The sequence below is a fragment of the Pseudomonas sp. BN607 genome (genome assembly GCF_029871175.1).
Taxonomy (GTDB): Bacteria; Pseudomonadota; Gammaproteobacteria; order Pseudomonadales; family Pseudomonadaceae; genus Aquipseudomonas.
In genome coordinates this window covers 195597-209717 of record NZ_SSOE01000060.1, presented here as the reverse complement: position 1 = coordinate 209717, position 14121 = coordinate 195597, and the positions used below count along the sequence as shown (strand labels likewise).

The 14121-nt window shown below is 64.1% G+C and carries 9 protein-coding genes; 1 reads left to right on the top strand and 8 read right to left on the bottom strand.

Translation table 11 applies throughout. The annotated features are described in order from the left end of the window. Positions 1–3: 3 nt before the first annotated feature. The gene (locus E8E68_RS17675; RefSeq protein ID WP_266029463.1) at positions 4–810 is read right to left on the bottom strand and encodes a CSS-motif domain-containing protein; all 807 of its coding nucleotides are present in this window, start codon (positions 808–810) and stop codon (positions 4–6) included. Positions 811–941: 131 nt separating this feature from the next. Next, entirely contained in the window at positions 942–1628 is a 687-nt protein-coding gene (locus E8E68_RS17670; RefSeq protein ID WP_110743023.1) for a type 1 glutamine amidotransferase domain-containing protein, read from the bottom strand. A 273-nt stretch (positions 1629–1901) separates the two neighbouring features. Here E8E68_RS17670 and E8E68_RS17665 point away from each other — a divergent pair, with 273 nt between their 5' ends. Further along, entirely contained in the window at positions 1902–3890 is a 1989-nt protein-coding gene (locus tag E8E68_RS17665) for an ATP-binding protein (RefSeq protein WP_280343221.1), read from the top strand. A 6-nt stretch (positions 3891–3896) separates the two neighbouring features. Here E8E68_RS17665 and E8E68_RS17660 read toward each other — a convergent pair whose 3' ends face one another. From E8E68_RS17660 to E8E68_RS17635, 6 genes are all read right to left on the bottom strand, one after another. Then, a complete protein-coding gene (locus E8E68_RS17660; protein ID WP_280343218.1) occupies positions 3897–5513 on the bottom strand; it encodes a response regulator in 1617 nt (538 codons plus the stop codon). A 78-nt stretch (positions 5514–5591) separates the two neighbouring features. Continuing rightward, a complete protein-coding gene (locus E8E68_RS17655; RefSeq protein ID WP_280343215.1) occupies positions 5592–6647 on the bottom strand; it encodes a HEAT repeat domain-containing protein in 1056 nt (351 codons plus the stop codon). A 226-nt stretch (positions 6648–6873) separates the two neighbouring features. Continuing rightward, positions 6874–8289 carry a TolC family protein gene (locus E8E68_RS17650; RefSeq protein ID WP_280343212.1) on the bottom strand — a complete coding sequence of 472 codons (1416 nt, stop codon included), beginning with the start codon at positions 8287–8289 and terminating at the stop codon, positions 6874–6876. Continuing rightward, on the bottom strand, positions 8286–11465 hold the full coding sequence (locus tag E8E68_RS17645; RefSeq protein WP_110743018.1) for an efflux RND transporter permease subunit: 3180 nt from the start codon (positions 11463–11465) through the stop codon (positions 8286–8288). The genes E8E68_RS17650 and E8E68_RS17645 overlap by 4 nt, the downstream gene beginning before the upstream one ends. Positions 11466–11477: 12 nt before the next feature. Next, positions 11478–12719: a multidrug efflux RND transporter periplasmic adaptor subunit MexE gene (gene mexE, locus E8E68_RS17640; RefSeq protein ID WP_266029469.1), complete on the bottom strand. Its 1242-nt coding sequence runs from the start codon at positions 12717–12719 to the stop codon at positions 11478–11480. A 204-nt stretch (positions 12720–12923) separates the two neighbouring features. Next, positions 12924–14114 (bottom strand): type II secretion system F family protein, encoded by a 1191-nt coding sequence (locus tag E8E68_RS17635; protein ID WP_266029473.1) that lies wholly within the window; start codon positions 14112–14114, stop codon positions 12924–12926. Positions 14115–14121 lie beyond the last annotated feature (7 nt).

Here is a 14121-nt window from a genome sequence, read left to right as displayed (position 1 = left end):
CCGTCATGTCGCGTCGGCGGCGTTGCTGCGCCTGATGGCACGCGCCCTGAACAGGGCAAGGAAGACCATGGCCCCGGTCAGGATACCTACCAGTATCAGCGAAGGGAGGGTCTGCAGCATCGATTGGCGAATTTCCAGGGTGGTGAACCCTTCGGCATAGCCGCCCTTTACCCTGTATCCGTACTTCGCTGATACCGCGCTGACCGAAAACTCGGAGTGCGAGGGGCGCTGGCCGGTGCGACTGTCACCTTCGCTCCAGATGTAGCGGTCGCCAAATTCCAGCAACAGCGTCAAGCCGTCCTGGAAACCGTCGAGCTCGTTACGAAGCTGGGAGGCGTAGGCGGTCGCGATGACGCCCCGGTTGTTGCCAGGCAAATAGAAGTTGACCAGCAGTCTGCGGCGTTTGTCAGCTGGCCCATAGGAAATTTCCACCTGCCGACCCGACAAGGCGAAGGACGACAAGTGCGCCAGCGAGTCCGAGGTGGTGCTGCAATAGGCCTGGTTGTCCTCTAGCAAGGTCAGTGACCTCAGCATCGAGCGACTGGCGACCTGGTCCTGCAAGGTGCTTTTGACGGTGCCGCAGGATTGGCCGGCAAGTGGCAGGGCCAGCACCGCAGCTTCCTGCAATCGGTCCAATGCCTGGTCGACGCTGTAGACCGCTTCCTGTACTGAAATTGCCGCGTTTTCCGCGAGTTTGGACTCCAGTTGGAAAACCATCACCAGCAACCCGGACACCACAGGCACCAGCCCCACCGCCATGAGCAGCAGCACCTCCAGCAGGCTGCGCCCGGCGTGCACAATCTTCGACATAGGCCAATCGCTCCGCTACAACGCTGTTCGAGGTGAACAGCCGAGCCCAGAGCCTATGTGTTCAACGGCCGATCAACTGTAGGCCGAAGGTAACGTGCGCTACAGGAAAACCGGAAATCTGGGGTAGGCCATTAGCTGGCTCTGAGCCTGGCGAGCACTGCCTTCGCCAGAGCGGACGTAGAGGCAGGGTTTTGCCCGGTGATCAGCCGGTCATCGGCAACCACGAAGGGCTGCCAGGGATCATCATGCTTGCTGTATGTTCCGCCGCGGCCAACGAGTTCGTTTTCCGTCAGGAATGGCACTGTCTTGTCCAGCTCGACCAATTTTTCTTCGGTATTGGAAAAGCCGGTCACCTGCCGGTCCTTCAGCAGCAAGCTGTTATCGCTGAGCTTGATGTTCAGCAAGCCGACCACGCCGTGGCATACCGCTGCCACAATGCCCTTGTTCTCGTAGATCTTGCGCGCCAGTTCCTGCAGGGGCTGATTGTCGACGAAGTCATACATCACCCCATGCCCGCCGGTGTAGTAGATGACACTGTAGTCCTCGGCCTTGACCAGGCCGGGGCTGAGGGTGCTACCCAGTCGCGTCATGAACTGCTTGTCGTCGTACCATTGCCAGTCCAGGTCGGGTGCCATTTGCAGGCTGTGCGGGTCGATGGGAACATACCCGCCCAACGGGCTGACATAATCGACGCTATAGCCGGCCTCTTCGACCTGCTCGACAAAGTGCACGGCCTCACCCAGCCATAATCCGGTCGCCCGCTTGAGGGTTGGATACTTGGCTGTATTGGTCAGTACCACCAGCATTTTCTTGCTCATGACCACGCTCCTGTCGGCAACCTGAAGAGGCCGTTGCTTCCCGGCCCTAGGGAAAACCTAATGAGCATAGCTGCCGGCTGCAAGTCCGCCATGGATGGCAACGCGTGCTGTGCTAACTTGAACAAGGCCCACAGGGCAGGCCTTGGATAGCCTGCCAGCACCGTGGCCAACCCAGAGCCTTGCAGGAGCACGATATTGGTCGCACATGGAACACCATCCGGGCCTGAGACGCAGGTCGGCTCGCCGCCGCCAGCTGTACTTGGGCGCGAGCGTATGGCGGAGCGGATTGCGCAGTTCGACTGGGGGCGCACGTCCCTCGGGCCGCTGGTACGCTGGCCGGCTTCACTGCGAATTGCCGTCGACATGATGCACCTTTCACCGTTCCCCTGTGCCGTGGTTTGGGGGAGCGACCTGTGCGTGGTGCACAATGATGCCTACCGGGCACTGCGGGCCGGGCCCAGGGACGGCCTGGGCATGGCCTTCGATGCGCTGTGGAGCGACGTGTGGTCGGCAGTGGGGCCATGGGTGTTCCAGGCTCTCGAAGGGCGTGCGAGTTACGTCGAGGACCCGCCCCTGCGCATCACGTGTGGCGAGCACGCCGAGCCGCTCTGGTGCGCGTTCGGCTACGCGCCCTTGCACGATGAGCAGGGCAGCGTCGCGGGTTTTTTGCACACGGTGATCGAGAGCACTGCCAGCGTCGAGGCACACCACCGCTGGCGTGAACAGGTGCAAGGCTTCGAGCGGCAGATCGAGCGACATGTGGCGGAGCGCGAGCAGATCTGGCGGTTGGCGCGCGATCCCATGATGACTGTCAGCGCTGACCTGAAGGTTCAGGCTGTCAACCCCGCCTGGTCGCGCATCCTGGGTTGGACCGAAGCACAGGTGCAAGGGATGCCGGTGTTGGACTTGGTGCATCCGGCCGATGCCGCGGAAGTTCACGTGGCTATTTCCGGGCTGCTGCAATACTGCGATGCCGACCTGGTCGAAACCCGCCTGCGTCACCGCGACGGGCATTACCACTGGTTCAGCTGGAGTGCGCGATTCGATGGGCACCTGATGACAGCCGTTGGCCGGGACATCACCGATGAGCGCGAGCTGGCCGCGCGTCAGTCTGAGGCGCTGATGCGCAGCAATGAGCGCATGGAGGTGGTCGGCCAGCTGGCCGGCGGCATGGGCCATGAGATGAACAACCTGCTGTCCGGTATCGGGGGGAGCCTGGAACTGTTGCAGCGGCGCCTTCAGGAGGGGCGGCTGGAGCGGTTGGAGGCCTATGTGGACGTAGCCCGGGATTCGGTGCTGCGGGCCATGGAGCTGACCCATCGCTTGCTGGCGTTCTCCCGCCACCAACCGCTCGCGCCGAAGCCGCTGGATTTCAATCGGCAGCTGCGCCTGAGCGAGCCGCTGCTGTGCAAGACACTGGGCGCAGAAATGCGTCTGCACTGGCAGCTGGATATCGCGCCGTGGGCGGTGAACCTGGACGTACCGCAGCTTGAAAATGCGCTGATCAACCTGTGTGCCAACGCCCGTGAAGCCTGCCGGGAACGCGGTAATGTCACGATCCGCACGGTCAATGAACGGCTGACCGACAGTTTTCCGGATCAGGACGGTCTGCCGCCAGGCGATTACCTGGCCCTGCATGTCGAGGATGATGGCCACGGCATGCCGGCTGCGGACATTGCCAGAGCGTTCGAGCCATTTTTCACCACCAAGCCCATCGGGCGGGGTTTCGGGCTGGGCTTGTCGATGGTGTATGGCTTTGTCCGTCAGTCGGGTGGGTACGCGTGGATTGAATCGACCGCGAACCTGGGGACCAAGGTTTCCATGCTCTTCCCGCGCTGGCCCGAGCCGTTGGCCGAGGAACCAAAGCCCGTGCAACGGTTGCAGCGCGCCGCCCGGGGCGAGCGGTTGTTGCTGGTCGATGACGAACGTAACTTGCGGGCTGTCATGCGCGAATACCTGACCGAGCGCGGCTTTCAGGTTGTCGACGTGAACGATGCCAATAGCGCGTTGGAGCGGTTCCGCCATGATGGCCCGTTCGACCTGGTGATTACCGACATCGGCTTGCCGGGCGGCTTCAGCGGCCGGCAGGTGGCCAAGGCCATGCGCATGCAGCTGCCACTGCAGAAGATCATGTTCATTACCGGGTATGCCGAACATCCGATCGAAGCTCAGTTGCTCGAACAGCCGGGCACTGCATTGCTGAACAAGCCTTTTTCGCTGGCAGACCTTGCCGATGAGGCGCTGCGAATGCTCGAAGAGTAGCGCCCTTCAGGGCTTGCCGAGAATCTCCGTCACCTGCGCCTGCAGCTGTTGCAGTTCGAAGGGTTTGCAGATCAGGTGCATGCCTGCGCCCAGAAAGCCTTCCCGGGCCATTGCCGTTTCCGCGTAGCCGGTGATGAACAACACTGGCAAGCCTGGGCGCAGCGTGCGCGCGATCTCGGCCAGTTGGCGGCCGTTCATGCCGGGCAAGCCGACATCGCTGACCAACAGGTCCACTGGCTGCGACGAGCGCAGCACCGCGAGCCCGTCGCTGGCATTCGCTGCGCTGTGGCATGAAAAGCCGTGGTCGCGCAGGGTCTGGCACAGCAACTGGCGCACATGCGGGTCGTCCTCCACCAGCAGTACCCGATGGCCCCTGCTTGCTTGTCTGGGGGAGGGCGGCAAGGCGGTTTCCTGAGCCTGCCCGACATGCCGCGGCAGGTACAGGTCTACCCGCGTTCCCTGGCCAATCTGGCTACGCAGCGTGACATGCCCATGGGACTGCTTGCTGAAACCGTACACCATCGACAGACCCAGGCCGATGCCCTGGCCCGTTGCCTTGGTACTGAAGAACGGTTCGAAAGCGTGTTCCAGTGTGCTTTGGGCCATGCCTTGGCCGTCGTCGATGATGCTCAGGCGCAGGTAGTCCCCGGGGCACAACGCGCCCCCTGCCCATTGCCTGCTGTCGATGTGCTGGTTGCTTGCCTCGATACGCAGCAGGCCGCCGCTGGGCATGGCTTCGCAGGCGTTGAGCAGCAGGTTGTCCAGGGCTTCCTGCAATTGCTGGTCGTCGGCTTCCACCGGCCACAGGCCCCTGGCGAGCTGCACCTGCAGGGTTATCCTGGGGTTCAGGCTGGCCTTCAGGCGCTTGGCCTTGAGCACACCACGCAGGTCGATGCGCTGGTTGCGCAACGATTGCCGGGAAGAAAAGGCCAGCAGGCGATGAGTCAACTGGGCGGCGCGTGACACCGCCTCGCGGCCCATGCGCAAGACTCCGTCCAAGCTGTCGGCGCGGCCCTGACTCAGGCGTCGCTCGATCAGCTCGAAACTGCCGCCGATGCTGGTGAGCAGGTTATTGAAGTCATGGGCCACCCCACCCGCCAGTTGGCCGATGGCTTCCATCTTGCGGGTCTGATGGGCGGCGAACACCCTGCGCTCCTGCTCCTCGCAGGGCTTTGAAAGCTGGGCGTCCAGGCGCTGCTGCAAGCATTGGAGCTGATCACGCGCCCGGTACTGCCTGCGGCGGTTGCGCAGGGCGGATCGGGTCATGTGCAACAGCTGGGCGTTTTCAAAGGGTGCGACCAGCAATACCAGGTTGCCGACCGGGTGATTACCGGCGCCAGCCGCTGACCAGGCACTTTGGGTGAGCAGCACGATCGGTAGATCCGACCAGTTCGGCTGCTGATCGATGAATGCCTGCAGCAACGCGCTGGGGCCCTGGTTGAACACCTGCTCGGCAATGATCGCCAGCCCCGCACCCTCGCTCAGGCGCGCCTGCAGGTTGTCCAAGTCGACCGCGCACAGGGTATCGATGCCGGCCGAGGCGAGCAGGCGCGAGGTCTCCGCAGCTAACGGCGGGGGTGCCAGGATCAAGGCACGTTCATCCAGCGCCAACGAACTCGCCACAACGACTCTCCTGCAAGGTGGGCTGATAACCACTGGACCCTGGCGTAAACCCAGGGTTCAACAATGTTCAGAGAATGCCTACAGGCCCTGTTGCAGCACGGGGTCGTCAGGGTTCTGCCGCTCCAGCTCGGCGAGTAGCACCTGTACGTTCTGTAATTGGCCAGACTCTTTCCAGTACTGGATCAGCAATACCCGCGCCCGGCGATTGGCCGGCTGCCGGTTGAGCACGGTTTCCAGCTGTTTCTGGGCGGCATCGAGTTGGTCCAGGTCATGCAGGGTGAGCGCCAGTGTATAGCGGTAGTCGGTGTTGTCAGGGTCTAGCTCGACGGCGCGGGAAAGGGCCAGCAAGGCGTATTCGCGCTGTTCATGGCGGTTCAGCCAGCGCCCCAGTTCATACTGTAGAAAGGCGGAGTCGGGGCTCAGCGCCAAGGCTTTGCCCAAGACCTGGCGCGAGGCATCGTGATGCCCCTGGCGCTCCAGCAAGCGTACCTGGGTGGCCAGGGCGTCGAGGTTGCCGGGGGCGACCGCCAGTGCTCGCTGCAGGGCCGCAGCGGCCTGGGTGTAGTCGCTTTCGTGCAGGTACAGGCGCGCCAGGTGCACCTGGGCGTCGGCATCCTCGGGTTGTTGCTCGAGAGCCTGCTGGTACTGTTCCAGTGCTGCCTGCAGCGGGCCGAAGTACTGGCCGATGTCGTCCGGGGCAAGCCCGAGCAGGGCATCTACTGCGCCAAAGCGTACGCTTTGCTCATCGTCGTCCAGCAGCGGGCCGAGCACCAGGCTGCGTTGCGCCGCCGGCAGCAGGCGGCGGATGCTGGTGATGGCCGCACGGCGCACCAGCGGGTCGGCATGTTCCAGATCCTGGCGGGCGAGTTTCAATGCCTGCGGCGAGGGGTAGTTGGGCAGCTCGGCGTACAGCGCCGCCCGACGAATGGCGGGCAGGTCGTTACGTTGCAGTTGCTGGTACAACACCCGGGCAGCGCCGGGCTGGCCCTCGTGGGCCTGGCGTAGGGCCTTGGCATAGCTGTGCGCGGGCAAGGTCGGCTGGGCGGGCGGAGCATCGCGCCACAGGTAGCCGAACAGGGCCGATACCAGGATCAACAGCAGCACGGCGATCAGGTAGCGGTTGCGTCTGGGCATCGGGCGGTCCGTGGCGGCGGGAAGGGCAGAGCTTGGGGCAGGCAGGGGGTAAATGCAACCGAGGGGGCCAGTTGTCATCAGGGAGTCTGTGCGGTGGCGTTGCGTGCACGGCTGGCGATTGCCCTGTGCTGCAACTGCCGAGGCATAAAAAAGCCCCGCAAACCAGAGCCTGCGGGGCAAACGGTTGGGGGAGGAGCCAACCAAAGGAGTCGTTGAAGCAGTGGGATCAGGGTGCGCTGGCCACCGTCTCCGGTTGCCAGCCGCCACCCAGGGCCTTGTAGATCGAGACAATGCCGCGGTACAGCTCGACCTCGCCCTGGGCCTGTGCATCTTCAGCGCTTAGCCGCTCACGCTCGGCATCGAGCAGCACCAGGTAGTCCACCGTGCCCTCGCGATAACGAATCGAAGCCAGCTCCGCCGCCTTGCGGCTGGCGTCACTCTGGCGCATCAGCGAGAGCAGTCGCTGTTGGGTTTTGTCGTAATCACTGAACGCGTTGGCCGATTCTTCCAGGGCCAGTAATACCTGTTGCTCGTAGTTGGCCAATGCCCCTTCGGCATCAGCCTTGGCACCGCGTAGACGGGCGCGCACGCTACCCAGGTCGAAGGCCGCCCAGGTAATGCTCGGCCCCAGTGCCCAGGCATTGGCCGCCGACGAGCCGATCTGCGAGCCCCGTGCGGCAGTAAAGCCGAGGAAGCCGCTGAGGCTCACGCGGGGGAACAGGTCGGCAGTGGCCACGCCAACGTTGGCGGTGGCGGCTGCCAGCTGGCGTTCGGCGCTGCGGATGTCCGGGCGCCGGCGCAGCAGCTCGCCCGGGTCGCCTACCGGCAACGCTTTGGCGATGGCCGGCAAGGCTTTGGGCGACAGGTCTATGCTGAGCGCATCAGGTCGTTGACCGAGCAAGGTGGCGATACGGTGCCGTGCCCGCGCCTGTTCGGCCTGCAGTTGCGGCACTGTGGCTTCGACCCCGGCCAGGCGGGCATCGGCACGCACCACGTCGAGGTCGTTGCCCACGCCGGCATCGCGCAGGGTCTCGGTGATGGTGCGCGATTCCTGCTGGGTCTTGAGGTTGGCCAGGGCGATCTTCTCGCGCAATTGCGCGCCACGCAGCTGCCCATAAGCATCCACCAGCTCGGCGATCAGGCTGACTTGCAACTGCTGCAGGTCGGCGGCGGCCACCGCTTCCTGGGCTTCGCTGGCTTCGATCTGGCGCTGAATGCGCCCGAACAGGTCAAGCTCCCAGGCCATGTCCAGGCCCAGGTCGTAGCGCTCGCTATTGACCCGTTCGGTGGTCTGGCCGGGGATCTGGCCCTTGCCGATGTCGCTGCTGGCCCTGCTGGTAACCACTGGGAACGGGTCGTTCTCGGCATCTTCCCGAATCGAGCGAGCCGACTTCAGGCGAGCAAAAGCCACGCGCAAGTCACGGTTGCCGTCCAGCGACGCCTGCACCAGCTGGTTCAGCACGGGGTCGTCGAACTGCTTCCACCACAGGGTCTCGAAACGGCTAAGGTCGTAGGCCTTGGCCTGCGCGTCGCTACTCAGTTGGGCAGGCTCGGTGGCCGGGGCCTGGTAGTCCGGGCCCACCGCACAGGCCGCCAGGGCCAGTGCCAGCAGGCTTGGGGTCAGCGGTTTGAGCAGGTTCATGCATGGTTCTCCAACACTTGGGCGTGCGCGGCCTTGCGGGCCTGGCGACGCTCGACGAAACGGCGAATCAGGAAGAAGAACACCGGGGTCAGGAACAGGCCGAACACGGTCACGCCAATCATCCCGGAGAACACCGCCACACCCATGGCGTGACGCATTTCGGAGCCTGCACCGGAGCTGAAGACCAGCGGCACCACACCCATGATGAAGGCGATGGAGGTCATCAGGATCGGCCGCAGACGCAGGCGGCAGGCTTCCAGTACCGCCGCCAGCGGGTCCAGGCCCTTGGCCTGTTCATCCTTGGCGAACTCGACGATCAGGATGGCGTTCTTGCACGCCAGGCCGACCAGGACGATCAGGCCGATCTGGGTGAAGATGTTGTTGTCTCCACCCGACACGATCACCCCGGTGATCGCCGACAGCAGGGTCATCGGCACGATCAGGATCACCGCCAGTGGCAGGCTCCAGCTTTCGTACTGGGCGGCCAGTACCAGGAAGGCCAGCAGCACGCACAGGGGGAACACGAACAGCGCGGTGTTGCCCGAGAGGATCTGCTGGTAGGTCAGGTCGGTCCACTCGAAGGTCATGCCGTTGGGCAGTTCCTCTTTCAGCAGCTTCTCGATCGCCGCTTCGGCTTGGCCGGAGCTGTAGCCCGGGGCAGCAGCGCCGTTGATCTCGGCGGTGATGAAGCCGTTGTAGTGCATGACGCGGTCCGGCCCGGAGGTGTCGCTGACCTTGAGGAAGGTCGCCAGCGGGATCATCTCGCCCAGGTTGTTGCGCACCTTCAACTGGCCGATCTGCTCGGCATCCAGGCGGAATTGCTGCTCAGCCTGGACGTTGACCTGATAGGTGCGGCCAAAGCGGTTGAAATCGTTGGTGTACAGCGAGCCCAGGTAGACCTGCAGGGTGTCGAAAATATCGTTGATCGCCACGCCATGGGTCTTGGCCTTTTCCCGGTCGATGGCGGCATCGACCTGCGGCACGTTGACCTGGTAGCTGGTGAACAGGCCCGCCAGCTCTGGCACGTTATGGCTCTTGGCGATGATGTTCTGGGTTTCCTTGTACAGCGCTTCATAGCCCAGGTTGCCACGGTCTTCGATCTGCAGGCGGAAGCCGCCGATGGTGCCCAGGCCTTGTACCGGCGGTGGCGGGAAGATCGCGATGTAGGCGTCCTGGATGTCGGCGAACTGGGCGTTCAGCGAGGCAGCGATGGCGGCGGCTGACTGGCTCGGGTCCTTGCGCTCGTCGAACGGCTTGAGCGGGGTGAACACGATGCCGCTGTTGGGGCTGTTGGTGAACCCGTTGATCGACAGGCCAGGGAAGGCCACCGAGTCGGCCACGCCAGGCTGTTTCAGGGCGATTTCGCTCATGCGCTTGATCACCGCCTCGGTGCGGTCGAGGCTGGCGGCATCCGGCAGTTGGGCAAACGCCACCAGGTACTGCTTGTCCTGCGCTGGCACGAAGCCGGTCGGTGTGGACGAGAAGCCCAGGTAGGTCAGGCCCATCAGCCCGGCATACACGAACAGGGCGATGCCACTGGAGCGGATGACCCGGCGCACGCCACCGACGTAGCGGTTGGACGCACGGTCAAAGAAGCGGTTGAACGGGTTGAACAGCCAGCTGCCCAGCAGTTTTTCCAGGAACCGCGAGAAACGGTCCTTGGGCGCGTGGTGGTCCTTGAGCAGCACGGCAGCCAGTGCCGGCGACAGGGTGAGCGAGTTGAAGGCCGAGATCACCGTGGAAATGGCGATGGTCAGGGCAAACTGCTTGTAGAACTGCCCGGTCAGGCCGGAAATGAACGCGGCAGGGACGAACACGGCGCACAGTACCAGGGCGGTGGCGATGATCGGCCCGGTCACTTCACCCATGGCCTTTTGCGTCGCCTCCAGCGGTTTCAGGCCCAGCCCGATGTTGCGCTCGACGTTCTCCACCACGACGATCGCATCGTCCACCACGATACCGATGGCCAGCACCAGGCCGAACAGCGACAGCGCGTTGAGCGAGAAGCCGAACAGGTGCATGACAGCGAAGGTTCCGATCAGCGATACCGGTACGGCCATCAGCGGGATGATCGAAGCGCGCCAGGTCTGCAGGAACAGGATGACCACGAGGACCACCAGCACCAAGGCTTCGAACAGGGTGTGCACCACTGCCTCGATGGAGCCACGGACGAACACCGTCGGGTCATAGACGATGCTGTAGTCCATGCCTTCGGGGAAGTCCTTCTTCAGCTCGGCCATTTTCGCCCGCACTTCGTCGGAGATTTCGATGGCGTTGGAGCCCGGGCGCTGGAAGATCGGAATGGCCACCGCCGGCTGATTGTTCAGCAGCGAGCGCAGGGCGTACTGGCTGGAGCCGAGCTCGACCCGGGCAATGTCCTTCAGGCGGGTGATTTCGCCATCGGCACCGGCACGGATGATGATGTTTTCGAACTCTTCCTCGTTGACCAGTCGCCCTTGGGTATTGATCGACAGCTGGAAGCTGGTCGAACCCGGGGCGGGCGGTGCGCCGAGCTGGCCGGCGGCGACCTGGCGGTTCTGCTCCCGGATGGCGGCTACGACATCGCTGGCGGTAAGGTTGCGCGAAGCGGTCTTGTTCGGGTCCAGCCACACGCGCAGCGAGTAGTCACCCATGCCGAACAGTTGCACATCGCCCACGCCGCCGAGGCGCGCCAGTTCGTCCTTGATGTTGAGAATGGCGTAGTTGGACAGGTAGAGCATGTCGTAGCGGTTGTCCGGCGAGGTCAGGTGCACGACCATGGTCAGGTCAGGCGAGGCCTTGTCGACGGTGATACCGATACGGGTCACTTCCTCGGGCAGCTTGGGCTGGGTGCGGGTGACGCGGTTCTGCACCTGCACCTGCGCGTTGTCCAGGTCGGTACCCAGGGCGAAGGTGATGGTCAGCGTCAGCTTGCCATCAGCGGTGGACTGGGAGGACATGTACAGCATGTTCTCCACGCCGGTAATGGCTTGCTCCAGGGGGGCGGCGACGGTTTCGCCGATGACCTTGGGGTTGGCGCCAGGGAAATTGGCGCGCACCACCACGGTAGGCGGCACCACCTCGGGGTATTCGCTGATCGGCAGCTGGAACAGCGAGATAGAACCCGCAATCAGCAGTACCAGGGACAGCACCGCGGCAAAGATCGGCCGGGTAATGAAGAATTTCGAGAAGTTCATCGGTGTGGTCCCTTAACCGCGTGGCGCCTGGGCGCTGGCGACTTTCACGTTGTTGCCCGCCACCTTCGGCGCCGGGGTGCTGGCCTCCAGGGCCTGGCGCTGCTGGGCGAGGGCGGCGAGGGTCTGCTCACTGGCCATCGGGGTTTCCTCGGGGGTGACCGCCGAGCCAGGCCGCACCCGCTGCAGGCCCTTGACCACGATGCGGTCTTCCTTGCCCAGGCCGCTGCGCACGATCCGCAGGCCTTCCAGCTTGGGCCCCAGTTCCACGGCGCGGTAGGCGGCCTTGTTGTCCTTGTCCATGACCAGCACGAACTTCTTGCCAAGGTCGGTGCCGACAGCCTCGTCGTTGATCAGCACGGCATCGTACTGGGCGCTGCCGACCAGCTTCAGGCGTGCGTACAGGCCCGGGGTGAACTGGCCGTCGCGGTTGTCGAACACCGCACGGCCGCGGATGGTGCCGGTGCGCGGGTTCACCTGGTTGTCGACGAAGTTCATCTGGCCCAGGTGCGGGTTGCCGGTTTCGTTGGTCAGGCCCAGGTACACCGGGGTGGTCTGGCCGCGCTGGCCTTCGCGGGCCAGCTGGGTGTACTTGAGGTACACGCGCTCGTCGGCGTCGAAGTAGGCGTAGACCTTGTCGGTCGAGACCACGCTGGTCAGCGGCGTGACATCGGCGCTGACGATGTTGCCGGCGGTGAACTCGGCACGGCTGACGCGGCCACTGATGGGCGCGGTCACACGGGTGAAGCTGAGGTTGAGGCGGGCCAGGTCGAGTTGGGCCTGGATTGCGTCCACCCCGGCACGGGCTTCGGCGGCGGCACTGCTGCGCGATTCGGCCAGTTCGGCGGAGATGGCGTTGCTGTCACGCAGGCGCTCACCCCGGCGGGCTTCGTTGGCGCTGCGGATGGCGGTGGCCTTGGCCTGTTGCAGCTGGGCTTCAAGGCGGCGGACTTCAGCCTGGAACGGGCGCGGGTCGATCTGGAACAGCAGGTCGCCTTTCTTGACCTGAGCGCCTTCGGTGAAGGCGACCTGGTCGATCTGGCCGGAGACCCGTGGGCGCACTTCGACGGTTTCAGGGGCTTCGAGGCGGCCGGTGAACTCGTCCCATTCGTTGATCGGTTGCTCGATCACCTTGGCCACACTGACTTTGGGCGCGGCGGGAGCCTGCACGGCGTCGGGGGTTCGACCGCAAGCGCTGATCACCACCACTGCCAAAGCAGCGAGGGGGAAGCGCAAGGGTTTGAGTGATTGTTCCATGGAGAACTCCGCCAATGTATTAGTAGTGGGCGGAGTGTGAGTGTGTTGCGCGTGAGGCACGAATCGAACGGGACGAAGGTTATTATCACGCTGAATGATATGTGCGGATCCATCATCGATTGGCGGCATGGTAGAGGATTTCAGGGCCGCAAAGCAGCCCGTCGCGCCACAAAGGCGCTCCGCCAGGTGAACGTGGTCACCTGATCAGTGAATGCTTGAGGCCAGCTCGAAGATGGGCATGTACATGAGGATCACGATCAGGCCGATCAGCAAGCCGATGAAGGTCATCAGCAACGGCTCGAACAGCTTGACGAACCATTCCACCCAACGGCCGATTTCCTGGTCGTGGAAGTCGGCGCAGCGCTCCAGCATCTCACCGAGGTTGCCGGACTGCTCGCCGGCCCGCAGCAAGCGCAGTGACACCGGCGTGACCAGGTGGCCGGCTTCCAGTGCATCGGACAGCGGCAGGCCTTCGCCGACCCGCTGGCTGGCTTGTTCCAGGCCCTGGGCTGCCGCGCTGCCGAGCAGGCCACGGGCCATGCCCATGGCGGTAAGGATGGGAATGCCACCTTGCAGCAGGATACCCAGCGAGCGGTAGAAGCGCGCCAGTTCATACATCATCAGGCGTTGGTGCAGGGCCGGCAGACGCCGCAGCTGGCAGGATGCCCAGTGCCGTACCCGGGGGTGCCGGCGCAGCAGCCACAGCGCCGTCACCCCGGCGACAGTGGCCAACGCCAGGGGCAACTGCTCGGCATGCAGGAACAGGCCGATCTGCATCAGCATCCGCGACAGCCAGGGCAGCTCGGTGCCCATGCCTTCGAATACCTGGCTGAACCGCGGCACCACGTAGCCAAGCAGGAACAGCACCACGCCACCCCCTACCAGCAAGAGCAGCAAGGGGTATACCGAAGCGCCCACCAGCTTCTGCCGGACCAGGTCCAGGCGCTGGCGATAGCTGATGTAGCGGGCGAGAGCATCACCCAGCGCCCCGGTGCGCTCGCTGGACTGCACCAGTGCCACGTACAGCGGCGGGAACACGCGGGGTTGTTGGCCCAAGGCCTGTGACAGCGAGCGGCCTTCGTACAATTGGCGTACCAGTTCGCTCAGCACTTTGCGCGCGGCTGAAGCCGGTGCCTTCTCTGCCAGGCTCTCCAATGCATCGATCAGCGGCAGGCCGGCATTGAGCAAGGTCGACAGTTCCTGGCTGAACAGGACCAGGTCAAACGCCGCTTCGCGCCGCCAGGCCATACCCCGCAAGGCACCGCCGCTGCCGCGCAGGCTAAGTACGCGCAGGCCTTGGTCCTCGGCCAGGCGGCGCGCCTGGTCAGCGTCCTCGGCGTCAATCTGCAACTGCACCACGCCCTGCCTACCCAGGGCCTTCAGGCTGTAGCGCATGGCGGCT